Below are 25,028 nucleotides of genomic sequence, written 5' to 3'. Positions count from 1 at the left end.
GGCGGATGCACAACCCAGACGGCTCACTATTATGATGCTCGATTGCGTCGGTCGGCGTATGGCACGCGTTCAGATCATCGACGAGGGCATCGACCTCGACTCGCCGACGCTCATCGAAGGGCTTCCCGGTGCGGGTCTCGTTGGAAAGATCGCCGCCGATCACCTCGTCACCGAGTTCGAGATGGAATACTACGGCGCGTTGCTCTGTGAGGGGCTTCCGCGCGTCGCCGTCTACGAAGGGGAGTCACGAGCCCTCCGACCGCCGGTGCGTCTGTACGCCAACGAGGAACACGACCTCGTCGTACTTCAAAGCGACGTGCCCGTATCACCCAAGCAGGCCTCCGAGTTCGCGAGCTGTGTCACCGGCTGGATCGACACGAACGACGCGTTTCCGCTGTATCTCAGCGGACTGGCCGAGGAGAAAGACGACGTTCCGAAACTGTACGGCGTCGCGACTGGAGCCGGCGCGACCGTGCTAGACGGCGTTAACATAACACCGCCGAGTGACGGCGGATTGGTCTCGGGACCGACGGGAGCGTTGTTACACCGGGCCGTCGAGACGGGGCTCGACTCGGTCGGTCTCATCGCCCAAACGGATCCGCGGTTCCCCGATCCGGAAGCGGCGCGCGTCGTCCTCGAACACGGGATCGGGCCGATCGCAGAAATCGACGTGAGCACCGACCGGCTGGTCGAACAGGCCGGCGAGATACAGGAGGCCAGAGAGCAACTCGCAAAGCGCCTCCAGGACATGGACCAAGACGAGAGCACGCAGGCCCAGCCGATCCGCGGCTTCCAGTAGGGGATACGTCGCCGGACACCAAGACCTATAATCGACGCGGGACGAGAGCCGGTATGCGACCGATTCATGCGGCCCAACGCGTTGCAGTTCTCGTTGATTCGCAAAATCTGTATCACGCGGCGCACAGTCTCTACTCACGGAACGTCGATTACACCGCGATGCTCGACGCCGCGGTCGACGACCGCGAACTCGTCCGGGCGATTGCCTACGTGATTCGAGCCGACTCGCCCGCCGAGGAGGACTTCTTCGAGGCGCTCCGGGATATCGGGTTCGAAACGAAGATCAAGGACATCAAGACGTTTGCCGACGGCTCACAGAAGGCCAACTGGGATCTCGGGATGTGTCTCGACGCGGTTACGCTCGCGGGGAAGATCGACACGTTCGTCCTCTGCAGCGGTGACGGTGATTTCGCGCGATTGTGTACACATCTCCGTCACGAGGGAGTCCGGACGGAAGTGTTCGGGTTCGGCGGGTCGATGGCCGACGAACTGATCGAAGCGGCCGATTCTGTCATCGATATGAGCGACGATCAGGAGCGGTATCTGTTGTAAGCTTCTACGGTCGCATCCGCGACACGTCGACGATCGCCTCGCTGAGCACGTCGACGCCGAGTTCAAGCGAATCCTCGTCGACGTCGAACGTCGACGTGTGGTGACCACCGGGATGGTCAGTGCCGATACAGGCGTACGTAGCCAATCCACCCTGCTGTTGGACGCGCTGCATCAGGAACGTGGCGTCCTCGCTGCCACCGATCGAGCCGCGTCGCGTCGCCCGCTCGACGTCCGGATGTGACCGGGCGGCCCCGTGGAGGATATCGACCAACTCCTCGTCGCTTTCGGCCGACGGCGCTTCGCCCTCGATCGTCACGTCCGCGCTACAATCGTGGGAGCGGGCCGCCCCTTCGAAAACCTGTTCGGCCCGTCGGAAGACGTAATCGCGGATATCGGTCGTTTCGCCGCGAACCTCGCCGTGAATGAACGCCTCCTCCGGAATAATGTTCGTAGCGGTGCCGCCGCCGACTCGACCGGCGTTGACGCGCGATTCCCCCTCGCTGTGGCGTTCGATACCGTAGAGGTTGCCGACGGCCGTCGCCATCGCTTGAACCGCGTTTCTTCCCTCCTCGGGTCGCGCGCCGGCGTGACCCGGATACCCCTCGAAGGCCGTGTAAAACTGGGTGACAGCGAGGAAGTCGTCGATGCCGGCGACGATCTCGCCCGTCGGATAGTCGAGTCCGATGTGAATCGCAAAGAGGTAGTCGACGTCGTCGAGATGTCCCGAATCCGCCATCGGCTTTCCGCCGCCAATGATCTCCTCTGCGGGCTGAAAGAACAGTTTGAACGTCCCCGAAAAATCGCTCCCTTTGACCGATTCGAGGACGCCGAGGCCGATCGTCGCGTGTGCGTCGTGACCACAGGCGTGCATCGCCCCCGTCTCCGACCGGAAGCCTTCACGCGCGGGATCGTGGTCCTCGTCGGTCGACTCCTCTCGCGGGAGGCCGTCGATATCGACCCGGAGCCCGACGGTCGGGCCGTCGCCCTGCTCCAACACCGCGATAGCGCCGGTCCAACCGCCCGAGAGCGCCTCAAGTACGTCGGGGTCGGCACCGGCGTCGCGGGCCCGATCCATCCAATCGCTCAGTTCGTCCCCTCCGGGAACCGCGAGTCGCGTATCGGCCAGCACGTCGCGTCCGACGTGGAGCTCGTCGACACCGATCCGTTCGACCTCGTCGACGATTCGAGCGGTCGTCCAAAACTCCCGCCAACCGGGCTCGGGGTGACGATGGAACTCCCTGCGTAGTTCGACCAGTCGTTCGCGTTCGGAACTCATACCGTGATCGTGGTCCCGAGACGGTATAAGACCCCGCGATTCGATGTCTCAGAGACTAGCGGCTTCCGGGGGCGGAGATCCGTTCGATATCGACGTCGAGGTGGATCCCGTCGGGGAACGCCTGGCCGGCGACGTCGCGCGCGAAGTCGTCGTGACCGACGATTTCCATACGACGTTCATAAACAGTGTACGCCCAGTGACGAAACGACTGGCCGCTCGCATCGAGCCGCTTTGCCTGCGGAACGGATCGATCGACCGGCGACTCGGCGTGTGGACCTCTGAGTTCGACCCCTTTCCGCTCGGCGCGGTGTTTGATATCCCTGACGACCCGTTCGAGTACGTCCCGATCTCCGCTTTGGAGCGTCAACGTGGTGACGAAAGGCATGTACGTTTGTGGACGCTCGACCGTCAAAAGCGCATCCATCGCCGCGAGGCGCAGTCAATTACGGAACGATCGGCGTCACGGTCCTCCGATACCCATTTATTACATGACCGTTTACCAATGGGTAATGATAGAGGCCACGAGCGCGGGAGCCATCCTCTTTCGCGATACGCGTGGCCGGCGTGAGTACCTGCTGCTCAAGTCCCGACCCGGTGATTGGGAGTTTCCCAAAGGCGGTGTCGAGGGCGACGAGGAACTACAGCAGACCGCCATCCGCGAGGTGAAAGAGGAAGCCGGAATCGACGATTTCCGGCTCTTGAACGGCTTCCGCGACGATTACGACTACGTGTTCGAAGCGAACGGTAACACGATCCACAAGACGGTCCACCTGTTCATCGCGAAATCCTACGAGGCGTCGGCTGAGCTCTCGTCGGAACACCGTGATCTGCAGTGGCGCGACTACGAGCAGGCGCTCAATACGATCACTCAGGACGGACCCCGCGAGATACTCGAGGAAGCCCACGAGTTCATCGACGAGGAGTTCGAGGAGTAGCCCGAACGAGACCGGAACTCGACACCCCTTCGATAGCGACGCCACTCGGCGCTTCGGGTCGCATCATTTATACGTGCCTACAGCCGTATTTAAAACGGCCATGGGGACACTCATGGAACGACAATCACCATCATCGCCCGGCAACGGGCAGTTCACCAATGCAAGACACAGCGAAATATCTCGTACACGCGGACATCACAGCGGAGGGGGTCGTCGAACGCTCGGACGTCGTCGGGGCAGTCTTCGGACAGACCGAGGGCCTCCTCGGCGACGAGCTCGATCTCAGGGAGCTACAGGACGCCTCGAAAGTCGGCCGCATCGACGTCGAAATCGACTCCCAAAACGGGCAATCGTTCGGGCGGATTACGATCGCAACGAGCCTCGATCAGGTCGAGACAGCCATCCTCGGCGCGGCCCTCGAGACGATCGATCGAGTCGGACCGTGCCGATCGACGATCGAGGTCCGAAAGATCGAGGACGTCCGGGCCGCCAAGCGCCGTGAGGTCGTCGAACGCGCGAAGTCGCTCCTCGGAAGCGCGTTCGACGAATCGATGCGCTCCAGTCGGGACCTCGTCGAGGAGGTCCGTGAGTCGGTTCGGATCGAGGATATCACGGAATACGAAGGGCTCCCTGCGGGCCCCCGAGTCGCCGATTCCGACGCGATCATCGTGGTCGAGGGACGGGCCGACGTACTCACCCTCCTCCAGTACGGCATCAAAAACGCCGTCGCCGTGGAGGGGACCGACGTTCCGGACGCGATCGCGAAACTGACCGAATCCAGGACAGTAACCGCCTTTTTCGATGGCGATCGGGGCGGCGAACTCATTCGGAAGGAGCTCGCGCAGGTCGGCGACATCGACTACGTCGCGTTCGCTCCCGAGGGGCGATCGGTCGAGGATCTCGCCCGGCACGAGGTGATGACCGCGCTCCGCGAGAAGGCCCCGTACGATCGGGTCGCACACTCGGATCCGAACTCCGGACTCGAAGCGGATCCCGAAACTGAGGACGGCTCGGCCGAAACCGACACTGGGTCAGACGAAGCCGAGTCCGAACCGACAGTCGAAGCGGTTAGCGACGAAGCCGAAAGCGAAAATCGCGGAGGTGAGCATTCGACGGAGACATCGTCCCATCCGGAAACACTGCGTGATCACACCCGGGAGATCATCGGTGAGCAAACCGGCCACGTCAGGTTACTCGACGACGACTTCGGCGTGATGTCGGAGGGCGACGCCGGGGACGCGTTCGATCTTTTGGTCGAGGAGCAGTCGGTCCCAACCGCGGTCGTCTTCGACGGCGAGTTGACCCAAAAGATCCTCGACGTCGCCGCCCAACGCGGCGTCGATCACGTGGTCGCCGCGTCGATGGGTGAGTTCGTCAAGCGCCCGACGAGCGTCCGGATCAGAACCGTCGATCAATTACTCGCGCCGAGCGAGGCGTAACGCGTCCGTGCCGTCGGCGTAAAAACCGACGAGCGTTTTCTCGCGCTCGAATCCGAGGGTCGCATAAAACCGTCTCGCTTCCCGGTTTTCGATCGGAGTCGTGACGACGGTTCGTTCGGCGGCGGTCGCCGAGACGATCGATTCGACGAGTTGGCGGCCGTATCCCTCGCGACGCACGTCGGGGGCGACGACCAGTTCCGAGAGCGTCGCCGGATCACCGGGGAAAGCGACCGCATAGCCGATGACTCGGCCTCGATTTGTCGCGACTCGGCCGAGAAACGGACCATTGATCGCGGCGTCGAGACACGTCGGATCTGCGTACGTGAGATTCGTTTGGAGCGTTTGGACCATCGGATGGTCGGAGGGTTCTATTGGGCGAATCATACGAGGGCGAACGCGACGAGGCCACAGCTCAGCCCGGCGGAGAGCGTCGCGAGCAGATTGACCGCCTGATTGCCGAAGCGATCCCCTTCGAGCGTCGCGCCGAGGAAACTGTCGACGACCATCCCGAGGACACCTGCACCGAGGACTGCGAGTGCGGCAACGAATTCGAACGTAAAAAAGAACAACGCGAGCGCCGCGATGAGCCCCGACCCTGCCGCCCCGGCGAGTGCGCCCTGCCACGTGACGCCGCCGTCGGTTCCGGGATCGACGGGTTCGAGCGTCGTTATCAGCCGCGGTGAGTCGAAGAGGCCACCGAATTCGCTGGAGAACGTATCCGCGAGTGCCGCCGCGACCGCACCACTGAAAGCGAATTGAAAGAAGACCGCGTCGACGCCCATCCCGTCGGAGGCGGCGTAGGCGACGACGGCCACGAGAGCGACCGCGGAGTTCGCGAGCACGTTGCTGCCGCCGCGTGCGCCCTCGTTTTCCTGTGCAATACCGCGGGCCAGTTTTTCCTCGTAGCGGTATTTCGACGCCAACCCACCGAGGCCGAAGAAGGTCATGAGGAGGACGAACCACCCGTACCCGCCGAGAACGATTGCCCAAAGCGAGAGCAACACGCCGCTCAACGTTCCGGTCGTCGAGGCCGTCCCGAGTGCGTAGGCCACGTAGCCCAGCGCGATCGTCACCGAGAGGCCGATCGCGATCCGACCGAGGCCCGGGTCGAGGCCCAATTCGAGCAGGAACCAGATGACGAGCGCGGTCGAGAGCAGTACCAGCGAGTCGTCTAGCGGAGACAGCGTCGTTCTGACGAGCGCGCCGACGAGCGCCCCACTCGCGACCACGAAGAGGACGAGCGGGAACGAGGGAACGGTGCCGCCGAGTCGGCCGGCGACGAACACCGCAAGCGTCGCGACGATCGTTCCGAAGGCCGCGAACACCGAAGCCCCGACGACGGGGACCGGCATCCGAGAGACGGCCACGCGCTGCCCGAGATTGCCGCCAGTCAACACGAATACCGCCGCGACGAAGGCGACGAGAGGCAGATTCAACCCGACGAAGAGCAATGCGAGGGCCGCGACGGCGAACGCGAAGGAGGCGAGGCTATACAGCCGGTTCTCCTCTCGATCACCGTCGCGGGCGAAGAACTCGAATAGCGGACCGTCGTTCGATACGAGCGCGACGGCCGCGAGCAGCGCGAAGGGGGCGATGGTCCCGATGGCAGCGGCCGACCCGTCCACCCGTCCGTCCAAAACCGGAGCGAGTAGCGTTGCGCTCCCGACGAGGAGGTAGCCGATGGCGCGCGCTATGTCTCCGGTCACGCACCGAGATATCCCCGTTGATCACTTAACCTTCCCGAAGAGCGGACCGACACGTTCACGCCGACGGGGACGAACGTCCGTTCGTGGGACTGTACGATCGCTACCTCGCCACACGGATTCGTCTGAGCGACGGCGGGGTTCCGGAACGGATCGCGCTCGTCATCACGGAGCACGACCTCCTCGAACGGGGTGCGTACGACACGCTCGCGTCGTTCCTCCAGTGGGCGTTCGAGATCGGCGGCCAGGAAGTGCTAATCTACGTGAGTGTGCTGGACGAGGCCGTGATACCGACGCTCCGAACGGCGCTTTCCGATCTCGAGTGCCCCCACGAAGTCGCGATCCGTGAACCAGGTGCCGAGAGCGTGGCCGACGCGCCGGTACAGGTGAGTATCGGTCTCGGCGGCCGCCAGGAGTTCGCAACGGCGGTTCGACGGATCGCGGAGGACGCGGCAGCTGGAGCGTTGGACCCGGAGGACGTGGACGAGTCGGAAATCGAGCGACGGCTCGTGTTTCAGTCTCCCCCGGATCTCGTCATCAAGACCGGTGCGGAACGCCTCTCGGATTTCCTCATCTGGCAGTCGGTGTACTCGGAGCTGTACTTCACCGACGTCAACTGGCGGGATTTCAGACGGCGAGATTTTTTCCGCGCAGTCCGTGAGTTCCAAGAACGGAAGCGTCGATTCGGCCGCTGAGATGCGGGTCGAGGGCTCGAAAATCGATCAGGCGATCGATGAATCCGGATCTGTCGGTTCTTCGACATCGTCTCCTCCCTCGAGGGCGGAGTCGTCGATATTGTCGAGTCCGATCCCGCCACTGCGGTCGATATCGCCGGCCGCCCGGATGAGTGCTGCCGCCCGCTGTGCCCGGGTTCGTCTCCACGATTCCTGCCGGGATTCGTACGTCCGGATCGCCCGGAGAAAGTCGACGCGGGAAAACTCGGGCCAATACGGTGTACAGAAGTAGACGGCGGCCTCGTTCCCGTTGGCGTGCCACGGCAGAAAGTTCGACGTCCGCTCGTCGCCGCCCGTTCGAATGATGAGATCGACGGCTCGCGTCGGCCCCGTCGTCAGGCGGGTCTCGATCTCCGAGACGGTTACGTTCGCTGGATCACAATCGCCGTTCGCGGCTTCGCGAGCGATTTCGCGGGCGACGCCGAGTAGTTCCGCACGCCCACCGTAGGCGAGCGCGACGTTCAGGTGCAGCGAATCGTAGTCGGAGGTGCGCTCTTCGGCGTACGTGATCGCGTCGCGAACGCGCTCGGGGAGTCGTTGTGTCTCGCCGATCGCGCGGATCCGAACCTCCCGGTCGTGTACCTCTGCCCGATCCGCGAACCCACGGAGCTTCTCGGTAATGAGATCAAACAGCGCCTCCCGCTCCTCCCGCGGCCGGTCGAAGTTCTCGGTGGAGAACGCGTAGAGCGTCAACTCCTCGACTCCGAGGTCGGCACACCACTCCAACACGCGTTCGGTCGTATCCGCACCGGCGCGGTGGCCCGCCGTCTTCTCCTCGCCGTGTTCGCGCGCGTATCGACGGTTACCATCCTGAATGACGGCTACGTGCGTTGGTACCCCGGAGATTTCGCGCTCCAACAGTCGTTCGTAGAGTCGCCGGAACGTCCTCCGAAACCGTTGCACCATCTATCCGGGCTGACGGGGGGAGAACGCATGAGTGTTGTTTTTTCTCGGCCGGTGAGGAGCAAAAAATCGTCGCGATCACGATCGGCGTAGATTTTTTATATCATACCGCCGTCTATTCGCACGTTATGGCGAAAGGCGTGGTTGATTTCTTCAACGATACTGGCGGTTACGGCTTCATCGAAACCGAAGACTCGGACGAAGACGTCTTCTTCCACATGGAGGACGTCGGCGGCCCCGATCTGGAGGAGGGAGACGAGGTCGAATTCGACATCGAGCAGGCGGACAAGGGTCCGCGAGCGAAGAACCTAAAACGGGTCTAGCTTCCCGGTCTACCCCAGTAACGGCACAGAATTCCGATAGCGGCGCGGTGCGGGCGGTACCGCCACGGACCGTGACCTGTATTACCCTCGATAGCGATGGGTCCGGTATGGGTGAGGCCATCGACGACGATCTGTATCAGCGGACGAGAGCGCTCTTAGAACCCGGCGAGATTCAACTCAACGGCGTGATCGTCGACACCGATCTAACGAGCGAGGAGGAGCCGACGCTTCATCAGGCGACGCTCGACATCGGCAACGTCATCGCCGAGGCGGCCGGAATCGAGCCGAAGGATACCTACGTCTACTCCGGGAACGACGACGACAGATTCGGCGTCAATCAACACCAGGGACTCACGCTCGACGGCGAGGAGTTCGTCTGGGAGTGTCAACAACTCATGCGTGAATCGACATACGATATCGTCTTTTATTACGAAGCCGACGCCGATCAGGACGCGATCGTACGGGGCGTCGAGGAACTCGGATTCGGCGCGACGGGGGTCGAGAGCGAACCGTCATAGAGGTGTTCCGTGTTTCTCCGAGATGTTCGACGCAACGATTAGACGTCCCGTTCGACGACGAACTCGGCGAACGTGGTGAGCTTCGACGCCGGATCCGGTTCGAGATCGAGCGCGTCGAGGCGAGCCTTCGACGACTCCGAGAGATCCTCTGCGACCGTCCGGGCGTACTCGACGCTCCCCGTGGATTCGAGGATGTCGACTGCCTCGCGCACTTCATCGTCCGTGTTCCCGTCGGCCCAGAGGATCTCTTCGAGGCGGGCGGCGTCTTCTGGGGAAGCGTGTTCCGCGGCGTGGATCGCCATCAGCGTCTTTTTCCCCTCCCGAACGTCGTTGCCGACCCCTTTCCCAAAGTCCCCGCCCTCTTCGAGAGCGTACTCCACGTCGAGCACGTCGTCGGCGATCTGGAAGGCGATAGCCATGTCCTCAGCGTACTCCGCGACGGCTGACTCGGCGTCCGGATTATCGGTTACGATCGCTGCCAGCCTCGCCACGATACGACCGAGACACCCCGTCTTACACGCGCACATCTCGAGATACTCCGACTCCGTGATATCGATCTCCTTTTGATTGTGCCACCGGATGTCCATCCCCTGGCCGAGATGCGTCCGATTGAGTTCGTACATCAGCATTTCGTAGGCGTTGAGACGAACGTCGGCGGGGAGTTGGGCGGGGTTTCGGATGATGATCTTCAGCGGTAAAAAGTACATCGCGTTGCCGGCATTGAGCGCGATATCCGTCCCGTGGGTGTGGTGTAACGCCGATTCACCTCGCCGATGCGTCGCGCCGTCTTCGACGTCGTCGACGATGATCGTCCCGTTGTGTAACACTTCGGGGATGACGGCGTATTCGAGATACGACTCCGGATCGTCGCCAAACGCCTCGACGAACATCAAAAACAGGACTGCACGCCAGCGCTTTCCGCCGCGATCGAGGAGATTCCAGATCGGATCAGAGAGCGCCTCCTGAAGCGCCGTCGAATCGTACGAGTAGGTCGGCTCCCCGAAGAAATCCGCGAGATAGGCGTCGTCGATCGTTCGGGGGAGCAGCGACTCCATGGTCTCATCGACAACGGGCCGCCACTCCGCGAGCACGCCGTACATGTGACGAGACTTGCGGTGATAGAATAAAAACTCTCCCGTGTGTCTCCGGTCGTCGCCAGCAACTGCACCGACGACGGTCTCCGACGGGGAGACTTTTCATCCCCCCGGCCGTCGATCGGATCGATGAGCGGACAGCGCGTCGGAATCGTCGGTGATAAACGAGCGGTCGAGGTCATCGAAGCCGCCGGTGCAGAGCCGATCGAAGACATGTCGACCTTCGACAACGTAGCGTTCGTCGTCGCATACGCCGAACCGGCGATACGCGACCTCGCAGACGTGGGTGTCGATGTACCCATACTCGCGGTCGACGTCGAAAGCGGCGTTCCGTCGATCGAACTCGACCGGCTCGAAGCCTCGATTAAACGCATCCAACGCGACGAGCCACCGACGGTCGGTCACCCCGTCGTCGCGGTCACCGGCTCGTTCCCCTCCGTTCGAACGGTCTTCGACGTCGCACTCATGGCCGCGGAACCGGCGCGGATCTCGGAGTTCTCCGTCTGCTGCGATGGGGAACGGGTCTCGAGGTTCCGAGCCGACGGCGTCGTCGCCTCGACGCCGGCGGGGAGCACCGGCTACAACCGCAACGCTGGCGGCCCGGTTATCGAGCCGGGGCTCGGCGTCGTCTCGGTAGTGCCGATCGCTCCGTTTGCGACGGCCGCCGGCCATTGGGTGCTTCGAATCGACTCGGTCGAGTTCCGCATCGAACGCGACGAAACACCCGTCGAACTGCTCGCGGACGGCCGTCGAGAACTGCTCGTCGAGGCGGGCGATCCGATCACGCTCTCGACGACCGGCACTATCGAGACGTACGTCCTCGCGGACTCCGCCGGAGCGTTCGGAAATCGGAGTGGGCCGACCGTCGACGAGTAACGCGCGACGGTGTTATGATGCGCGCGACCGCAGATCGTCGTATGTCGAGCGACTTCGACTTCGATCACGAACTGCTCACGGAACTCGTCGAAACGCCGGGCGTCCCGGGATACGAAGACCTAATTCGGGCGCTCGTCCGCGACGAACTTGGACCCCACGTCGATCAGCTTCGGTCCGACTCGATGGGTAACCTCGTCGGGACGATCGAGGGAGCGACACCGGGGTACGAGGTCGTCGTCGCGGCCCACGTCGACGAGATCGGCTTCATGATCAAACACGTCGACGACGAGGGGTTCCTCGAACTCGATGCGCTGGGCGGCTGGGATCCGCGGGTGCTTCGCGCCCAACGCGTCACCGTCCACACCGACGACGAACCGCTACCGGGAATCATCGGCGCGGTTCCGCCGCACACCCTGACCGAGGAGCAAAAAGAATCGATCCCCGAAGTCAAAGACGTCCGAATCGACGTCGGTCTCGACGCCGAGACGGTCGAGGAGCGCGTCTCCGTCGGCGATCTCGTCACGATGGACGGACGACTCGGCCGTGTCGGAGACTGCCTCACGGCGAAGTCACTCGACAACCGCGTGTCCGTCCTCGCGATGATCGAGGCCGCACGTCGTCTCGACGATCCCGACGTGACGGTCCACTTGGCCGCGACGACCCAAGAGGAGGTCGGCCTCCGCGGCGCGTCCGCCCTAGGCGTCGATCTGGACCCCGATCTCGTGCTCGCGATCGATACCACTGTAGCGAACGACGTCCCCGGGTTCGACCCCGGCGAACAGGTGACCCAGCTTGGCGACGGGGCGGCGATCAAACTGAAAGACTCGAGCGTCATCACCAACCACAAGCTCCATAGACGGATTCGGGAGGTAGCCGAGGACCGGGACATCGAGTATCAACTGGAAGTGTTACCGGCTGGCGGGACCGACACGGGCGGGCTACAACGGGCCGGTGGCGCACGACCCGCAGGAGCGATCTCCGTTCCGACGCGATATCTACACACGCCGACCGAAAGCGTTCACCACGGGGACGTGGCGGCGACGATCGACCTCCTCGTTGCCACCCTCGAAACAGAGGACGGCACGCACGACTACACGCTTTGAGCCCCGCTCGAACCGCGGGTTAGCCGTCACCGCCGTCTCCGCCGTTCGACCGCGGACGAATCAGGTCTGCGAGCGTGACGACGAGTCCGAGGAACCACCCCAGCGGGGTCGCGATACCGACCCACATCAGTACGACGCCGATCCCCTCGAGACTGAAGTTCGTCCGAAGATACTCGTTGATATCGTAGACGTACAGCAGGTTGTCGAGGAGGAATATCGCGAGCGATTCGCTCCGTTCGAGCACGCCGGTCAGCGTGGGATCGTACAGCGCCGCGACGACCGGTGGGAGGAAGACTGCGTTCATCGCGAACGGATAGCCCAAAACGACGGTCGTTCCGCGTCCCCCGATCCGGGTAAATATAGCCGCGAGTCCGGCGGAGACGACGGCGACGGCGCTCGCAGCGCCGACGGCGAGGAAGCCGTCGAAGTCGAGCCGAACCCGCGCGAGCGCCGTCAGTCCACCCCAGATCAGTGCTGTGAGGATCACCACGCCGACGACGCCGAGTCGGGTCGTCGCCGTATTGAAGCGCCGGGCGTTGAATCTGACGGCGAATCCGACGAGCAAGAACGGATACAGTAACGCGACGAGCGGGACGCCGATCACGGACCAGATTCGGTATTTGATCGTGTCCCCGCGCGTGCGAGGTTTCCACTTGCCGAGCACCTGGTGGACGGCCGTCCGCTGTCGGGGGAAGACGAGTTCCATCCAAGTCTCGTGAAGCCGCAGGACGTCGATCTTCAGTCCCTCGATGAGGCCGCCCTCGGTCATACTACATCCTTCCGTGGCGCATAAAAATAGGTTCCGGCCTCCTCACTCGGTGCATCTCCCGAGCGAGTTCTCACGGTCGCGGGAGGTTACCACGCGCTCGGGCCGAAGTCGGGATTAATCTTCCGGCGTTCGGTGTCGATCGCGTCGATACGTTCGATCTCGTCACCGCTCAATTCGAGGGATAGCGACGCCCAATTGTCGCGGATGTGCTCCGAACCGGTCGCCTTCGGGATCGTCGTGACGCCCTTCTCGCGGAGCCACGCGAGGCTAACCTGCGCTTCGCTGACATCGTTCGCGTCGGCGATGTCCGAGAGTACGTCCACCTCGAAGACGTCCCCGCGGGCCAGCGGCGAGTACGCGACGAGTTCGACCCCGACGTCCGCACAGAACTCGCGGAGTTCGTGCTGTTGGAGCAACGGATGCATCTCGACTTGATTCGCGAAGATCGGCGCGTCGATGGCGGCTTGGGCGGCTTCGAGGTGGTTCGGCTCGAAGTTCGAGACACCGATCCGTTCGATCAGACCGTCGTCTCTGAGTTGTTCGAACGCGGACAGCGTCTCCTCGGGGTCGTACTCGCCGGACGGCCAGTGGACGTACAGCAGATCGAGGTAGTCGGTCCCGAGCCGTTCGAGGCTCTCTTCGGTCAATTCGATCACGTCGTCGTACGCCAGTTTGTTGATCCATACCTTCGTTGCGAGAAAGACGTCATCTCGGTCGACCGACGCCTCGGTGAGTCCGCGACCGACCGCGCCCTCGTTGCGATAGATCTGGGCCGTATCGACGTGCCGATACCCCATCTCGACCGCGATACGAACCGATTCGGCGCAGGCGTCAGGATCGTCGTTTTGCCATGTACCGAGACCGAGGCCCGGCATGCCGCTTCGATCGGGTGCTTCGTGGTGTTGACTCGACATGGTTGAACTCCGGTTGTCGACCCAAAGACGATTGCGAATGCATCGTCGCAGCGGCGTTCGATGATGCATGAGATGTACTCAACAGGCGTACCACGAGTCGATCGATCCGTCCGATTGGAGGGGGATCCCGATGTCCTCACCATCGCAATCCGCGGCCAGATTGGGCGCATATCGCCACGTTCTGGAGGTACCCTCGGGAGTGAACGCGGTCACGGTCGCTGGAGTCGTTTCGATGCCGGCAGACGAATCGAGGTGGCCCGGCTCCATCTCGTATACGCGACTGAACAGCACTCCCCCGTCGTCATTTTCCACTCGGACGCCGATCGCTGCACGTTCATTCGTTCGGTTTTCGACCATGACCTCGATCGTATCACCCTCTCCTCGGGACCCATCGGGTACGATACGATCGCTACACCCGGCTAACAGGGACGATGTAGCCATACTCACAATCGAAAGAACGTCTCGTCTGGAACCGTCCGGAGCACGTGTAGCGAGTGTGGGGAACCTCATCGGTTACCGATCCGTCACGACTGTGGGCACATAATTCACTCGGCGATCGCTGTCGCGAATCCGAGTTCGGGTCGCATCGGATCGAAAGGGTGTTTCCCCCCGAACTGGAACGTGTGATGTCGTGCAGTACCGATATGTCGCCCTGACGCTGTGTACCCTCGCGTTCACTGCGACGATGGTCGCTCGTCTCGTCATCAGCCCCGTCGTCCCACAGATCACGGCCGACTTCGCCGTCTCGAAGGGGACCATCGGTCTCGCACTAACGGGGATGTGGGCGGCCTACGCTCTCTCGCAGTTTCCGAGTGGGATCCTCTCGGGCCGACTCGGGGAGCGGCGAGTCATCCTCACCGCGCTCGGACTGACGGCGACAGCGAGCACCCTGTTGGCGCTCGCCCCCTCATACCCGGTGTTCGCGATAACGGCCGTCGCCCTCGGTGCCGGTGCCGGCCTCCACTACAGCGTCGCGACCTCGTTTCTCGCTCGGCACTTCGATCAAGTTGGCCGGGCGATCGGTATTCACATGACGGGTGGCCCGATCGCGGGGTTGCTCGCGCCCATCGCAGCGGCTGCGGTCGGTGTGCGCTACGGCTGGCGGCCGGCGCTGCTGTTGGGTGCGGCGGTCGCGATCCCCACCTTCACGCTGTTTTGGCTCCGGATCGACCCGACACCGCCGGCGCGACCGAACGTTCGAATGCGTTCCCGGTTCGAGGTCGCCCCACTCCGCGAACTGCTTGGTCGACCGCAGATCAGATACACGATGTTCCTCTCGGTCGGTGGAGCGTTTTCCTGGCAGGCGACCGCGTCGTTTCTGCCGACGTTCCTCATCGAACACCACGGCTACTCGGCGGCGGGGGCGAGCGTGCTCTTTTCCGGGTACTTCGTCGTTCACGGGCTCACACAACCGCTGTTGGGTACGCTCTCGGATCGTTTCGGGCGCGACCGGATCGCCGCGATCGCGTTCGGTACCGGCGTCCTCGGGTACGGGTCTCTCGTTGTCGGGTCGGGAGCGGTCGTTTTGGCGGCGATTCCGCTCGTTGGATTGGCGATGTCGTGGGGTGCGCCGGTCCAATCCAGGTTCATAGACATTCTCGGAGCCAGCGAGCGCGCTACGGGGTTCGGACTCGTCCGAACGGTGTACATGACTGTCGGCGCGCTCGGGAGCGTCGTCGTCGGGTCGCTATCCGACGTTGCCGGATGGCGAATCGCGTTTGGCGCTGTCGCCGCCGTGTTAGCGTTCGAATGTCTACTCACGGTGTATTTGGTACTCGAGGGTCGGCGACCGGGGGCGGACCCCATTTAAAACGCTCGTAACGGATGGATTATTTATGTCGGACCGTGTAATCTCGAACACATGCCCCCCGAATCGTACGACATCGTCGTCGTAGGCGGCGGAACGTCTGGCTGTTTCGCCGCAGCGACGGCTGCCCGAGAGGGCCTCGACGTGGCCCTCCTCGAGCGAAAAACGGAGGAGGACGGTGGCCAAATCGCCTGCGGCGACGCGATCAAGGGAACGAGCACGTTCCCCGACGTCATCGATCTCGACTACCTCCGCGAAGAATCGTTCACCAACGAGGGAATCACGCTCGCTCGCTTCGAGAACCCGAAGACGAACAAGAACCTCGACATCGGATTTCGCGGCGGGAGCGGCGCGATCGTCGATAGAAAGCGTTACGGCGAAGTGCTCTTGGAGGAAGCAGAACGGGCCGGCGCGGATATCCACTACGAGACCGTCGTTCAAGACGTCGTGCAAAACGGCGCGGTTCGCGGCGTCACGGCGACAGAACGTGGCTCGGTCGTCGAGTACGAAGCGGACGTCGTGCTCGATGCCGCCGGCTCGCTGTCAGTCCTGCAGGACAAGGCCGACTTCGACGGGACAACGTTCGATACGAACGTCAACTACCAGCAGTTCTGTTCGGCTTACCGTGAAGTCATCGAACTCGACGAACCGGTCGATTGGCACAACGCCATCGTGTTCAAGCCGACCGCCGAACTCGGCTATCTGTGGTACTTCCCGCGGACGCCGACGGAGATCAACGTCGGGTTAGGGTTTCAGATGAACAAAGAGCCGATGCAGTTGGTCGAACACCTCAAGCGCGATATCCGAAGCCGCGAGGAGTTCCGAGGCGCGACCGTCAAAGACAAACTTGGTGCCGCCCTGCCGACGCGTCGACCCCTCGATTCGGCGGTCGCGCCGGGGTACATGGCGGTCGGCGACGCGGCCGCGCACGTCAACCCCTGTACCGGTGGCGGGATCCCCGGTGCGGCGAAGGCCGGGACGTGGGCCGCGGAGGCGGCGATGGAAGCCATCGCTGACGGAACGACCGACGACGAGGACGCCCTCTGGGAGTACAACCGCCGCGTGCAGACGGATTTCGGCAAGCGATTCGCCGCGATGGATCTGTACAACATCTGGGGAGGCACCTACGACGTCGACGAACTCGTCGACATCGTGAGCGCGATGCCCGGTCAACAGCTCGCGGACGCCCTGGCGCTGGAAGGAACCGCCTCGATGAGCTGGCCGCTGAAGATCAAAACAGCCGTCAAGACGTTCGGTCATTGGGGAACGCTCTTCGAGTTGAAAAAGCTCAACGACCTCGCGACCGAACTCAAATCGATCTACGACGACTACCCGACGACGAGCGACGGATTCGAAAACTGGCGATCCCGACGGGACAGCCTGATGAACGACGTCTACGAACTGACCGGCGCCGAGCCGAAGTACTGACTGGAATTACAGATCAGTAGCCGGTACCGTCGAGTTTTCCGACACCCACATCGCGAGCTCGTCGCCGCCGATAAATCCGTCCGCGCGGCGAGCGACCGGTGATCCATCCACGAAGAGAACGAACAGCGGAACGCTCCGGACATCGAACCGCTCGACGAGGGGCGGATCGTTGCGGGGGTTTATCAGGCCGACGGCGGCATCAAGTTCGCGGGCGAGGTTACCGAGAACCGGTTCCATGCTCCGACAGATCCCACATCCCTCCGTGTAGAACTCGACCAGTGCGACGGTTGAACCCTCGACGAAGGCGTCGAGATCGTCTCCGTCGACGAGCCTCGCCGGTCGATTCTCCGATGACGACTGCTCTGCGGCTTCATTGTTGCCCATTATGCGCAATACTACACGACGCGCATATATAAACTCTCGTCGGAGGACCGCTTATCGTGCTGATCGTGAGACCCGTCACGGATAGACGCTCAAAACGCCGTATCCGATCGCGAACGCGAGGAGGAACGATCCGATCCACGCGCCGATCGTGACGCCGATCTTTCGCTTGCTGATGACATCGGATCCACCGACTGCGACGCCGGCGCCGATGATCGCACTCACGACGATCTGGTTGAACGAGACGGGGATCCCGTACAGGACTGCGACTTGTGCGATGGCAAACGAGGGAAACAGCGCCGCGATGGATCGGCGCGGCCCGAGAGAGGCGTAATCCTGTGCGATCGCTTTGATCATCCGTGGAGCGGCGGTCCACGAGCCGAGGAGTAATCCGACACCGCCACCGGTCGCGAGCGCCGTCACCGTGATCATCGTCCCTTCGACCAACGGAACGAGCGGCCCGACGGCGAGTCCGACTTGGCTTGCACCGGCCGAGAACGCAACTAGACCGCCGAGGAGGAGCAAAAAGGATCGAAGCCCCCTCTCAACGTTCGAGGTGATCTGAGCGTAGACGATCACAAGAGCGACGCCTGCGGCCACACCCGAGACGGCGATCCGGCCGAGCCACGGCGTTGGAAACGTGGCCCCCACGGTGGCGGCCACCGAAGCCATCTCCTCGCCGGACGCGAGAAGCGCGAACTCGACGTTGACGACGATCGCGCCGACGGCGGCCGCGATAACCGGGACGCTGAACCGCTCCGGTACGTCGTCTCTCGGGAGGATACGCGCGATACCGAACGCGATTCCACCGCCAACTATGGGAGCGAGCAGCCACATCGTCGCGATTTCGGCGTATTTCGCCCACGCTGGATCACCGCCGAGTGCGAGTCCCGAACCGATAACCACCCCGGTAACGGTGAATGCGGTCGCGATCGGGTAGCCGGTCACGATGCCGATCGCCATCAGCCCGGCGGCGGTCACCAACACGACGATCACCGCGACGGTGGGAAGCGTCAGTCCGACGATCAACTCGCTGCCGACCGCTTCGGAGACGCTCGCACCCTGTAGGCTCGCGCCGGCGAATCCGAGGAAACCGACGAGAAACGCCGCGCGCATGATCGAAATCGCGTTCGCGCCGACAGCCGGAGCGAACGGCGTCGAACCGCTGGAGCCGGCACCGAGCGCCCAGGACATGAAGGCACTGGCGACGAGGGCAACCACAAACGGGGGGATGAACTCCGTCATTCGATCGAGATCATCCATATCTCACGGAGACGAATGTACACTTCAGCGTTGAGCGTGAGCGCGTCAGCGCTGGTGTGGTCGTCGACGGCGCGTGCCGTGTCGGTCCCGAGCGCGAACTCCGCAGTCGGAATACCGACCTCTCGATACCCCTTCGCGTCGCCGCCACCGGTCGCGCTCCGCCGATAGATCCGCCCGTCGATGACTGTCCGCGTAGTCCTCGTGGCACCATCTAGAGGCGGACTGTACAGCGGTTCCCACGTCCCCGCGGACCAACTGACGTCAGTGATCGTGACGTACGGGTGCTCGGGGAGGCTGTCTCGGATATCGGCGAGCGCCTCGTTCATTTCGGCGCCCGCAGTCAGCCGAATCTCCACCTGCGTGTCCGCTGTTCGCGGGACCGTGGTCACGCTTTCACCGCCCCCGATCGGGCCGAGGTTGACGATCGGTCGTTCGGTGCGGCCTCGAGCCGTTCCGGCGTCCATCGTTTCCTCGCAGTAGGTGAGGGTCCCGTCGATGATCGGCGAGATGGGTAACTCGCGCGCCGAAAGCCGTGAGCGTCTGACGGGAGCCTATCTCGACAAGGAACACATCCCCCCTGCTCGGCGGGTACACGCGTGGCGCCGGGCGGATTCCGCGTATCGCTCGCGACCAGCTCACTCGCGATACCGAGGACACGCTCGGTCGAGATCGTCGAAACCGGGTTCTCGTGGGGCATGATCTTAGAAAGCTCGTGGGCGAGTCCGATCAGTCGTCGCTCGGAACGGCGGCGTTCGAGGTCGTCTGTCGGCTCCGCCAGACGCCCTGGGCGTAGGCGCCGAGGAACATTCCGCCGATCGCATAGAGGATCACCCAGTTACCGATGCCGAGGCTGGCGTAGGCTGCGCCGGGACAGATTCCCGACAGCCCCCAACCGACGCCGAAGATCGACCCGCCGATCAGGACGTTCCGGTCGAACGACTTCAGCCGGCGTCCGTACGGTTTGCCGGTCAGCGGTGCACCGTCTCGAAGCCGCGGGAGAGTCCAGAAGGCGAGTCCAGCGACGATCGAGCCGCCGAACATCACGAACAGCAGGCCGAGGTCCTCGAACGTCAGGAAGTCGATGACGACCTCCGGCCGAGCCATGTGACTGAATCCGAGTCCGAACCCGAAGATCAGCCCACCGACGAGGATCAGCGGCATAAACAACGGATGGCGATCCGATGTCATGGCGTCACCCCCGCAGCGGCGACGAGGTTCGCGGTGACGATCGCGACGATCAGGAAGGTCACGACCCCGACCAGCGAGGTTCGAGAAACCGACCCGACGCCGCAGATCCCGTGACCGGACGTACACCCTTTCCCGATCCGGGTGCCGATCCCGACGAGGATCCCGCCGAAGAACAGCCGCCACGGCTGTATCTCGGTGACCCACGCGCTACCCGTCAGCGACCACGGTTCTCCCTGGTAGATCAGCGCGTAGATCGCCGCGCCGCCGACGATGCCGATCGTGAACACGACCCGCCAATCGCGGGACGGTCGATACTGCTGGAACCGTTCTTGATCCGAAACGTACGACAGCGTCGACTCCAGGAACGTGCTCGCTCCGGCGGCGATTCCAGTGCCGAAGTAGATCAGCGCGGTCGCCGCACCGACGAGGATCCCGCCGATAGCGTAGCGGTAGATCCCGTTCGGGAACAGCGTTTCGACCGCCCCGGATCCGAGGAGTTGCGTGATCATCGATGTACACCCATCTTAGCCGTCATCGTTATGGCGCCCTCAGTCACTCGTGAGCGCATCCTGGCTTGCGGCGCAGTTGTTCGGCCCCAACTCGAGGGTGAACGCTTCGTCGTCGTCGATCTCCTCTTGACCGAGGTTGGTCGCGATGATGTCCACGTAGTTGGCCGGGCGAGGCGGCATATCCGAGAGCACCAGTTCGACGAAGTCCTCTTGGTCCATCGAGAGCGCATCCATCCGCGACTTCAACTCGCCGATCGGTGCCGTGTAGGTACCGTCTTCGGCTGCTTCTGCGGCGTCGCTGAAGTGGGCGCCGCCGACGAGCACGTCGTCGTCGAGGGTGAGGACGCGGTTCTGCAGGGAGTCATACAGCATGCGCGCCGCGTCGGGTGCGCCCTCGTCGCCGTCCTCGAGGTCGGGTCGAGCAACGCTCTCGATGAAGAGCCCGTCACCGGTCGCGAGCAACGAATCGTCGACGAGGTAGGAAGTCATTCCGGTCGTGTGTCCGGGCGTGAAAACCGTCTCGATGGTCGCGTTGCCCACCTCGAAGGTGTCTCCGTCGGCCGTCAGCGTGACTTCGTCCGCGTAGGTGACGCCGCGATCGACAGCGGCTTCCGGGAGGACCGCTTCGACGCCCGCTGCACCGAGTTCACGAAGCCCGGAGATGTGGTCCGCGTGAACGTGCGTGTCGAAGGCGTATTTGAGGTCGACGCCGAGTTCCTCGGCGTCCGCGAGATAGCGGTCGGTGAACGCCCGAAGCGGATCGATCACGGCGGCCTCCTCGCCGTCATAGACGAGGTAACCGAGGCAGCCACTCGAGGGACGTTGGTACTGCAGGAGCGTCCCGCTACCGTCGTACTCGGAGACCTCGTGAGCCTCGTAGATCGACGCCCAGCCGTTCATTCCCTCCTCGAGGTGATCGACGTCGTAACCCCGATCCGCAAGCGCACCCGCGACGTATTCGCTCGCGCCGCCTTTCGCACAAAGGACAGTCACGTGTTCGTCGTCGGGGATCGATGCGAGCACGTCGTCGTCGATCTCCTCGTCGAGGAATTCGAAGTACGGGACGTTGATCGACTCGACGTTCTCGCCGTCGATCCGCCACTCCTCGTAGTCGCCCTCCATGCGCGCATCGAGGATCGTCACGTTCTCGCCGCTATCGATGCGTGCTTTGAGCGATTCCGGTGTGATCGATTCGACGTCCGATTCGGGGGTCGGGAAGTCCATCGCTTCTAGGTCCATCTGTACTACCACGTATTCACCAGACTAACTTAAGAGTTTGCATAGTTATTCAACTATTACACAATATGATGTGGGCGCATTCTCGCATTAATACCTTCCTTGAGCACGCGTAAGTGCACGTGATGAGGCAATTGTCGGATACCCCAGCATGTCCCGGTTATTCAAATACTCTACAAAAATCGATACACTTATTGGAACCGGGCTAATATTGTGCATTAACCCCAATACAGGGGAATCAAAACAATGAGTACGGAAACCACATCCGAGACGCTCGACGTGAAAGGACAGAACTGCCCGATGCCGGTCATCAAGACGAAAGGTGCCTTCGAGGAGCTCGAAGCGGGCGAGTCCCTCGAAGTCATTTCGACGGACTCCGGAAGCATGAGCGACATCGCCGGGTGGGCAAACTCGACCGACGATGCCGAATTGCTCGACCAGGTCGAAGCGACCGAGGGCGGCGAATCGGTGTACAAACACTACATCCAGAAGGCAGAGTGAGCATGAGCACGGACACACAAACGGGATCGGACGCGACGCTGTCGGCCGAGGAGATCGCCGAGTTACAGGCCCGCGTCGACGATCTCGAGTCCGAACTGTCGGAGGTTCGAACGGAAGTCGACGACGACACCAAGAAGATGGTCATCATCGCGACGAAAGGGACGCTCGACATGGCCTACCCGCCGCTCATCCTCGCGAGCACGGCCGCCGCGTTCGGCTACGATGTGACCGTTTTCCACACGTTCTGGGGGCTCGAAATCCTCCACGAGGAGAACTCGAAGAACCTCAAATTGAGTTCGGTCGGGAACCCGAACATGCCTGTTCCGAACGCGATCGCGGCCCTCCCGGGAATGGATCGGATGACGACCCGGATGATGCGGAACAAGATCGCGGACAACGACGTCGCGAGCGTCGAGGAACTGATCGAGGTCTCCCTCGAGAGCGGCGTCGATCTGCAGGCCTGCCAGATGACTATCGACCTGCTCGGCTACGACGAAGGGGACTTCTACGACGGCGTCACAACCGGCGTCGGCGCCGCCTCGGCGTTTCAAGAGATGGTCGATGCCGACATTCAACTGCTGGTCTAAGCGGACTTTTCTGATCGTTTCGTCTCTATAGCCGAGAGTGCCGTCTCGAAATGGTCCCGCCCGATTCTGATTTCGTTGGCTCGCTCAGTAGCCTCCTCGGGACCGATCTCGTCGGCCAGTTCCCGGATCGCTCGCATGGACGCATCGCGGACGAGCGATTCGATCTCCGCGCCCGAAAGGCCGTCCGTCCGATCGGCCAGATCGTCGAGCGCCACGTCGTCATCGATGGGCTTTCCGGCCGTGTGAACCGCCAGTATCTCGCGTCTGGCATCGATGTCGGGATTCGGAACCTCGACGTGTGATTCGAGTCGTCCGGGACGCAACAGCGCTGGATCAAGCGCGTCGCGACGGTTCGTCGCCGCGATGACGACGACGTTCGGGTTCTCGGAGAGCCCATCGAGTTCCGCGAGCAACTGCGAGACGACGCGCTCCGTGGCCTCGCTCGCGTTTCCTCGAACCCCGGCTAGCGCATCGACTTCGTCGAAGAAGACGATCGCTGGAGCCGCCTGGCGGGCGCGATCGAACACCTCACGGACGGCCTTTTCGGACTCACCGACGTACTTATCCAGCAGTTCCGGACCGGCGACGGAGACGAAGTTGACGTCGCTTTCGCCCGCGAGCGCCCGCGCCAACAGCGTCTTGCCGGTCCCGGGCGGCCCGTACAGGAGGATCCCGGAGGGCGGATCGGTGTTCGTCGCTTCGAAGAGTGCGGTGTACGAGAGCGGCCACTCGACCGCCTCAGTCAGTACCCTCTTTGCTTCGTCGAGTCCGCCGACGTCCTCGAACGTCGCGTGTGGCGTTTCCGCGACGTATTCACGCATCGTCGACGGATCGACGGCCGTCAGTGCGGCCTCGAAGTCGGCCTTCGTAATCGACAGTTCCTCGCGGGAATCGCGATCCCGGAGCGCCCGCATGGCGGCCTCGGTCGCCAGCGAGTGAATATCGGCTCCGACGAACCCGTGCGTTCTGGCGGCGAGATACTCGAGGTCGACGTCGGCGGCGAGCGGCATCCCTCGAGTGTGAACGTCGAGTATTTCTCGGCGGCCCCGCTCGTCTGGGGCACCGATCTCAATCTCTCTGTCGAATCGACCGCCGCGCCGCAACGCGGGATCGATCGCGTTCACCCGGTTCGTCGCGCCGACGACGATGACCTGTCCCCGATCTTCGAGCCCGTCCATGAGCGTCAGCAGTTGGGCGACGACCCGATTCTCCATGTCGGCGTCCTCGTCTCGGGTGCCGGCGATGGAGTCGATCTCGTCGATGAAGACGACTGCGGGCTGGTTTTCGATGGCGCGCTCGAACACCTCCCGGAGCCGCTCCTCGCTTTCGCCTTTGTACTTCGAGACGATCTCCGGTCCGTCGATCACCTCGAAGTGGGCGTCGACCTCGTTGGCGACGGCTTTCGCAATGAGCGTCTTACCGGTCCCGGGCGGCCCGTACAGGAGGACGCCGGACGGCGGATCGACGCCTAACTTTCTGAACAGTTCGGGTTCGGACAGCGGCAGTTCGATCATCTCGCGAACCTGCTCGAGTTCCTCGTCCAACCCGCCGATGTCTTCGTACGTCACGTCAGAGGTCGGCTCCGGGGCCGTGCGGTCGGTCGATGTCGGTGTCCCCGCCTCCGTCGCGTCGTCCCGACCGGGGGCGGGACGTTCGCGGACACGAATCGTTGTCCGTCCGGTCACCCGAACGGTCCCGTCGGGGGTCGTCTCGACGACCGTCGCACGGACACCGGGGCGTTCGAGGCGGACCGTCTCGCCCGCCCGTAGCGGGCGATCTCGAAGCCCGCTCGCGATCGAATCGAGCAGTTCGTCATCCGCGTGCACGGGGATCTCGACGACGACGCGATCGGCGTCGACGATCGAGACGGGAGCGACCGTCACCGTGTCGCCGATGGTGACGTCCGCGTTGGCGCGTGTTTCGGCGTCGATACGGACGATGCCGTCGGTTCCTCCGGCGGGCCATACCTTCGCGACGGTCGGCCGCCCGCCCTCGATAACGACCGTATCACCGCTCAATACGCCGAGCGAGCGTCGAGCGGACTCCGGCAGGCGGGCGACACCGCGTCCCGCATCCCGTTTTTCGGCACTCTTCACCGTCAGCGTGACCTGCCGGGCCATGCGTTTCATTCCGGGCGCCGACCGCTTTACCGTTCCGCCCCGATCACACGGTCGGACCGGGGTGACGGGGC

At 63.1% G+C, this 25,028-nt stretch carries 29 protein-coding genes; 13 read left to right on the top strand and 16 right to left on the bottom strand.

Going from position 1 to position 25,028, the window contains the following annotated elements:
* Window positions 1–58 precede the first annotated feature (58 nt).
* Together R6U53_RS08285 and R6U53_RS08280 are read left to right on the top strand one after the other, a co-directional pair.
* Window positions 59–799: a proteasome assembly chaperone family protein gene (locus R6U53_RS08285; protein WP_410321886.1), complete on the top strand. Its 741-nt coding sequence runs from the start codon at window positions 59–61 to the stop codon at window positions 797–799.
* Between the two features lie 53 nt (window positions 800–852).
* On the top strand, window positions 853–1,350 hold the full coding sequence (locus tag R6U53_RS08280) for an NYN domain-containing protein (RefSeq protein ID WP_410321885.1): 498 nt from the start codon (window positions 853–855) through the stop codon (window positions 1,348–1,350).
* Between the two features lie 4 nt (window positions 1,351–1,354).
* Here the strand turns inward: R6U53_RS08280 and R6U53_RS08275 are convergent, their stop codons facing one another.
* Together R6U53_RS08275 and R6U53_RS08270 are read right to left on the bottom strand one after the other, a co-directional pair.
* Window positions 1,355–2,626 (bottom strand): amidohydrolase, encoded by a 1,272-nt coding sequence (locus R6U53_RS08275; RefSeq protein WP_410321884.1) that lies wholly within the window; start codon window positions 2,624–2,626, stop codon window positions 1,355–1,357.
* Between the two features lie 55 nt (window positions 2,627–2,681).
* The gene (locus R6U53_RS08270; RefSeq protein ID WP_410321883.1) at window positions 2,682–3,011 is read right to left on the bottom strand and encodes a 30S ribosomal protein S10; all 330 of its coding nucleotides are present in this window, start codon (window positions 3,009–3,011) and stop codon (window positions 2,682–2,684) included.
* A gap of 124 nt (window positions 3,012–3,135) precedes the next feature.
* On the opposite strand from R6U53_RS08270, the gene R6U53_RS08265 reads away from it, so the two are divergent.
* Together R6U53_RS08265 and dnaG are read left to right on the top strand one after the other, a co-directional pair.
* The gene (locus R6U53_RS08265; protein ID WP_410321882.1) at window positions 3,136–3,561 is read left to right on the top strand and encodes a bis(5'-nucleosyl)-tetraphosphatase; all 426 of its coding nucleotides are present in this window, start codon (window positions 3,136–3,138) and stop codon (window positions 3,559–3,561) included.
* Between the two features lie 158 nt (window positions 3,562–3,719).
* Complete coding sequence (dnaG, locus tag R6U53_RS08260) at window positions 3,720–5,000, top strand: DNA primase DnaG (RefSeq protein WP_410321881.1); 1,281 nt, start codon at window positions 3,720–3,722, stop codon at window positions 4,998–5,000.
* Here dnaG and R6U53_RS08255 read toward each other — a convergent pair.
* Together R6U53_RS08255 and R6U53_RS08250 are read right to left on the bottom strand one after the other, a co-directional pair.
* Window positions 4,977–5,384, bottom strand: coding sequence for a GNAT family N-acetyltransferase (locus R6U53_RS08255; protein WP_410321880.1), 408 nt, complete (start codon window positions 5,382–5,384; stop codon window positions 4,977–4,979). The genes dnaG and R6U53_RS08255 overlap by 24 nt on opposite strands.
* Window positions 5,381–6,706, bottom strand: coding sequence for a DUF92 domain-containing protein (locus R6U53_RS08250; RefSeq protein ID WP_410321879.1), 1,326 nt, complete (start codon window positions 6,704–6,706; stop codon window positions 5,381–5,383). Before R6U53_RS08250 ends, R6U53_RS08255 begins: the two co-directional genes overlap by 4 nt.
* A gap of 83 nt (window positions 6,707–6,789) precedes the next feature.
* On the opposite strand from R6U53_RS08250, the gene R6U53_RS08245 reads away from it, so the two are divergent.
* Window positions 6,790–7,398 carry an undecaprenyl diphosphate synthase family protein gene (locus R6U53_RS08245; RefSeq protein WP_410321878.1) on the top strand — a complete coding sequence of 203 codons (609 nt, stop codon included), beginning with the start codon at window positions 6,790–6,792 and terminating at the stop codon, window positions 7,396–7,398.
* Window positions 7,399–7,425: 27 nt separating this feature from the next.
* Here R6U53_RS08245 and uppS read toward each other — a convergent pair whose 3' ends face one another.
* Window positions 7,426–8,343 carry a polyprenyl diphosphate synthase gene (gene uppS / locus R6U53_RS08240; RefSeq protein WP_410321877.1) on the bottom strand — a complete coding sequence of 306 codons (918 nt, stop codon included), beginning with the start codon at window positions 8,341–8,343 and terminating at the stop codon, window positions 7,426–7,428.
* 125 nt (window positions 8,344–8,468) lie between these two features.
* Here uppS and R6U53_RS08235 point away from each other — a divergent pair, with 125 nt between their 5' ends.
* Both R6U53_RS08235 and R6U53_RS08230 read left to right on the top strand, forming a co-directional pair.
* A complete protein-coding gene (locus tag R6U53_RS08235) occupies window positions 8,469–8,663 on the top strand; it encodes a cold-shock protein (protein ID WP_410321876.1) in 195 nt (64 codons plus the stop codon).
* 107 nt (window positions 8,664–8,770) lie between these two features.
* Window positions 8,771–9,181, top strand: a complete 411-nt coding sequence (locus tag R6U53_RS08230) for a DUF5778 family protein (RefSeq protein ID WP_410321875.1) — start codon at window positions 8,771–8,773, stop codon at window positions 9,179–9,181.
* A gap of 38 nt (window positions 9,182–9,219) precedes the next feature.
* Here the strand turns inward: R6U53_RS08230 and R6U53_RS08225 are convergent, their stop codons facing one another.
* The gene (locus R6U53_RS08225) at window positions 9,220–10,281 is read right to left on the bottom strand and encodes a polyprenyl synthetase family protein (RefSeq protein WP_410321874.1); all 1,062 of its coding nucleotides are present in this window, start codon (window positions 10,279–10,281) and stop codon (window positions 9,220–9,222) included.
* 123 nt (window positions 10,282–10,404) lie between these two features.
* Between R6U53_RS08225 and R6U53_RS08220 the strand changes: the two genes are divergently transcribed.
* Together R6U53_RS08220 and R6U53_RS08215 are read left to right on the top strand one after the other, a co-directional pair.
* The gene (locus tag R6U53_RS08220) at window positions 10,405–11,151 is read left to right on the top strand and encodes an NAD(+)/NADH kinase (protein WP_410321873.1); all 747 of its coding nucleotides are present in this window, start codon (window positions 10,405–10,407) and stop codon (window positions 11,149–11,151) included.
* 41 nt (window positions 11,152–11,192) lie between these two features.
* Complete coding sequence (locus R6U53_RS08215) at window positions 11,193–12,254, top strand: M42 family metallopeptidase (RefSeq protein ID WP_410321872.1); 1,062 nt, start codon at window positions 11,193–11,195, stop codon at window positions 12,252–12,254.
* Between the two features lie 19 nt (window positions 12,255–12,273).
* Here the strand turns inward: R6U53_RS08215 and R6U53_RS08210 are convergent, their stop codons facing one another.
* From R6U53_RS08210 to R6U53_RS08200, 3 genes are all read right to left on the bottom strand, one after another.
* A complete protein-coding gene (locus R6U53_RS08210) occupies window positions 12,274–13,023 on the bottom strand; it encodes a hypothetical protein (protein WP_410321871.1) in 750 nt (249 codons plus the stop codon).
* Window positions 13,024–13,109: 86 nt separating this feature from the next.
* Window positions 13,110–13,898 (bottom strand): aldo/keto reductase, encoded by a 789-nt coding sequence (locus R6U53_RS08205; RefSeq protein ID WP_410321942.1) that lies wholly within the window; start codon window positions 13,896–13,898, stop codon window positions 13,110–13,112.
* A 117-nt stretch (window positions 13,899–14,015) separates the two neighbouring features.
* A complete protein-coding gene (locus R6U53_RS08200) occupies window positions 14,016–14,294 on the bottom strand; it encodes a hypothetical protein (protein ID WP_410321870.1) in 279 nt (92 codons plus the stop codon).
* A gap of 274 nt (window positions 14,295–14,568) precedes the next feature.
* Here R6U53_RS08200 and R6U53_RS08195 point away from each other — a divergent pair, with 274 nt between their 5' ends.
* A complete protein-coding gene (locus R6U53_RS08195) occupies window positions 14,569–15,747 on the top strand; it encodes an MFS transporter (RefSeq protein WP_410321869.1) in 1,179 nt (392 codons plus the stop codon).
* Window positions 15,748–15,798: 51 nt separating this feature from the next.
* Window positions 15,799–17,172 carry a geranylgeranyl reductase family protein gene (locus tag R6U53_RS08190; RefSeq protein ID WP_410321868.1) on the top strand — a complete coding sequence of 458 codons (1,374 nt, stop codon included), beginning with the start codon at window positions 15,799–15,801 and terminating at the stop codon, window positions 17,170–17,172.
* A 6-nt stretch (window positions 17,173–17,178) separates the two neighbouring features.
* Here R6U53_RS08190 and R6U53_RS08185 read toward each other — a convergent pair whose 3' ends face one another.
* The 6 genes from R6U53_RS08185 to R6U53_RS08160 all read right to left on the bottom strand — a co-directional run bounded on the left by R6U53_RS08185 (window position 17,179) and on the right by R6U53_RS08160 (window position 21,752).
* Entirely contained in the window at window positions 17,179–17,556 is a 378-nt protein-coding gene (locus R6U53_RS08185) for a thioredoxin family protein (RefSeq protein WP_410321867.1), read from the bottom strand.
* A 75-nt stretch (window positions 17,557–17,631) separates the two neighbouring features.
* Window positions 17,632–18,816, bottom strand: a complete 1,185-nt coding sequence (locus R6U53_RS08180; protein WP_410321866.1) for an inorganic phosphate transporter — start codon at window positions 18,814–18,816, stop codon at window positions 17,632–17,634.
* Window positions 18,795–19,280: a peptidase dimerization domain-containing protein gene (locus R6U53_RS08175; RefSeq protein ID WP_410321865.1), complete on the bottom strand. Its 486-nt coding sequence runs from the start codon at window positions 19,278–19,280 to the stop codon at window positions 18,795–18,797. Before R6U53_RS08175 ends, R6U53_RS08180 begins: the two co-directional genes overlap by 22 nt.
* A 262-nt stretch (window positions 19,281–19,542) precedes the next feature.
* Window positions 19,543–20,004: a YeeE/YedE family protein gene (locus R6U53_RS08170; protein WP_410321864.1), complete on the bottom strand. Its 462-nt coding sequence runs from the start codon at window positions 20,002–20,004 to the stop codon at window positions 19,543–19,545.
* On the bottom strand, window positions 20,001–20,513 hold the full coding sequence (locus R6U53_RS08165; protein WP_410321863.1) for a YeeE/YedE family protein: 513 nt from the start codon (window positions 20,511–20,513) through the stop codon (window positions 20,001–20,003). Before R6U53_RS08165 ends, R6U53_RS08170 begins: the two co-directional genes overlap by 4 nt.
* A gap of 39 nt (window positions 20,514–20,552) precedes the next feature.
* Complete coding sequence (locus R6U53_RS08160; protein ID WP_410321862.1) at window positions 20,553–21,752, bottom strand: MBL fold metallo-hydrolase; 1,200 nt, start codon at window positions 21,750–21,752, stop codon at window positions 20,553–20,555.
* A gap of 243 nt (window positions 21,753–21,995) precedes the next feature.
* Here R6U53_RS08160 and R6U53_RS08155 point away from each other — a divergent pair, with 243 nt between their 5' ends.
* A complete protein-coding gene (locus R6U53_RS08155) occupies window positions 21,996–22,250 on the top strand; it encodes a sulfurtransferase TusA family protein (RefSeq protein WP_410321861.1) in 255 nt (84 codons plus the stop codon).
* Between the two features lie 2 nt (window positions 22,251–22,252).
* Window positions 22,253–22,837: a DsrE/DsrF/DrsH-like family protein gene (locus R6U53_RS08150; protein ID WP_410321860.1), complete on the top strand. Its 585-nt coding sequence runs from the start codon at window positions 22,253–22,255 to the stop codon at window positions 22,835–22,837.
* Here R6U53_RS08150 and R6U53_RS08145 read toward each other — a convergent pair.
* Entirely contained in the window at window positions 22,834–24,957 is a 2,124-nt protein-coding gene (locus R6U53_RS08145) for a CDC48 family AAA ATPase (protein WP_410321859.1), read from the bottom strand. The genes R6U53_RS08150 and R6U53_RS08145 overlap by 4 nt on opposite strands.
* Window positions 24,958–25,028 lie beyond the last annotated feature (71 nt).

This window comes from Natronomonas sp. (assembly GCF_046483325.1).
Lineage (GTDB): Archaea > Halobacteriota > Halobacteria > Halobacteriales > Haloarculaceae > Natronomonas.
Note: the sequence above shows the minus strand (reverse complement) of the source record. Positions and strands in the feature narration are given on the sequence as shown.

Bases quoted from the DNA above. Each gene is read 5' to 3' on its own strand.
- R6U53_RS08230 (WP_410321875.1), top strand. From the start codon at position 8,771: ATGGGTGAGGCCATCGACGACGATCTGTATCAGCGGACGAGAGCGCTC.
- R6U53_RS08210 (WP_410321871.1), bottom strand. From the start codon at position 13,023: ATGACCGAGGGCGGCCTCATCGAGGGACTGAAGATCGACGTCCTGCGG.
- R6U53_RS08190 (WP_410321868.1), top strand. From the start codon at position 15,799: ATGCCCCCCGAATCGTACGACATCGTCGTCGTAGGCGGCGGAACGTCT.
- R6U53_RS08275 (WP_410321884.1), bottom strand. From the start codon at position 2,626: ATGAGTTCCGAACGCGAACGACTGGTCGAACTACGCAGGGAGTTCCAT.
- dnaG (WP_410321881.1), top strand. From the start codon at position 3,720: ATGCAAGACACAGCGAAATATCTCGTACACGCGGACATCACAGCGGAG.
- R6U53_RS08155 (WP_410321861.1), top strand. From the start codon at position 21,996: ATGAGTACGGAAACCACATCCGAGACGCTCGACGTGAAAGGACAGAAC.
- R6U53_RS08225 (WP_410321874.1), bottom strand. From the start codon at position 10,281: ATGTACGGCGTGCTCGCGGAGTGGCGGCCCGTTGTCGATGAGACCATG.
- R6U53_RS08220 (WP_410321873.1), top strand. From the start codon at position 10,405: ATGAGCGGACAGCGCGTCGGAATCGTCGGTGATAAACGAGCGGTCGAG.
- R6U53_RS08285 (WP_410321886.1), top strand. From the start codon at position 59: ATGGCACGCGTTCAGATCATCGACGAGGGCATCGACCTCGACTCGCCG.
- R6U53_RS08180 (WP_410321866.1), bottom strand. From the start codon at position 18,816: ATGGATGATCTCGATCGAATGACGGAGTTCATCCCCCCGTTTGTGGTT.
- R6U53_RS08170 (WP_410321864.1), bottom strand. From the start codon at position 20,004: ATGACATCGGATCGCCATCCGTTGTTTATGCCGCTGATCCTCGTCGGT.
- R6U53_RS08265 (WP_410321882.1), top strand. From the start codon at position 3,136: ATGATAGAGGCCACGAGCGCGGGAGCCATCCTCTTTCGCGATACGCGT.
- R6U53_RS08165 (WP_410321863.1), bottom strand. From the start codon at position 20,513: ATGATCACGCAACTCCTCGGATCCGGGGCGGTCGAAACGCTGTTCCCG.
- R6U53_RS08270 (WP_410321883.1), bottom strand. From the start codon at position 3,011: ATGCCTTTCGTCACCACGTTGACGCTCCAAAGCGGAGATCGGGACGTA.
- R6U53_RS08235 (WP_410321876.1), top strand. From the start codon at position 8,469: ATGGCGAAAGGCGTGGTTGATTTCTTCAACGATACTGGCGGTTACGGC.
- R6U53_RS08145 (WP_410321859.1), bottom strand. From the start codon at position 24,957: ATGGCCCGGCAGGTCACGCTGACGGTGAAGAGTGCCGAAAAACGGGAT.
- R6U53_RS08215 (WP_410321872.1), top strand. From the start codon at position 11,193: ATGTCGAGCGACTTCGACTTCGATCACGAACTGCTCACGGAACTCGTC.
- R6U53_RS08150 (WP_410321860.1), top strand. From the start codon at position 22,253: ATGAGCACGGACACACAAACGGGATCGGACGCGACGCTGTCGGCCGAG.
- R6U53_RS08200 (WP_410321870.1), bottom strand. From the start codon at position 14,294: ATGGTCGAAAACCGAACGAATGAACGTGCAGCGATCGGCGTCCGAGTG.
- R6U53_RS08160 (WP_410321862.1), bottom strand. From the start codon at position 21,752: ATGGACCTAGAAGCGATGGACTTCCCGACCCCCGAATCGGACGTCGAA.
- R6U53_RS08175 (WP_410321865.1), bottom strand. From the start codon at position 19,280: ATGGACGCCGGAACGGCTCGAGGCCGCACCGAACGACCGATCGTCAAC.
- R6U53_RS08205 (WP_410321942.1), bottom strand. From the start codon at position 13,898: ATGCCGGGCCTCGGTCTCGGTACATGGCAAAACGACGATCCTGACGCC.
- uppS (WP_410321877.1), bottom strand. From the start codon at position 8,343: ATGGTGCAACGGTTTCGGAGGACGTTCCGGCGACTCTACGAACGACTG.
- R6U53_RS08185 (WP_410321867.1), bottom strand. From the start codon at position 17,556: ATGGGCAACAATGAAGCCGCAGAGCAGTCGTCATCGGAGAATCGACCG.
- R6U53_RS08280 (WP_410321885.1), top strand. From the start codon at position 853: ATGCGACCGATTCATGCGGCCCAACGCGTTGCAGTTCTCGTTGATTCG.
- R6U53_RS08255 (WP_410321880.1), bottom strand. From the start codon at position 5,384: ATGATTCGCCCAATAGAACCCTCCGACCATCCGATGGTCCAAACGCTC.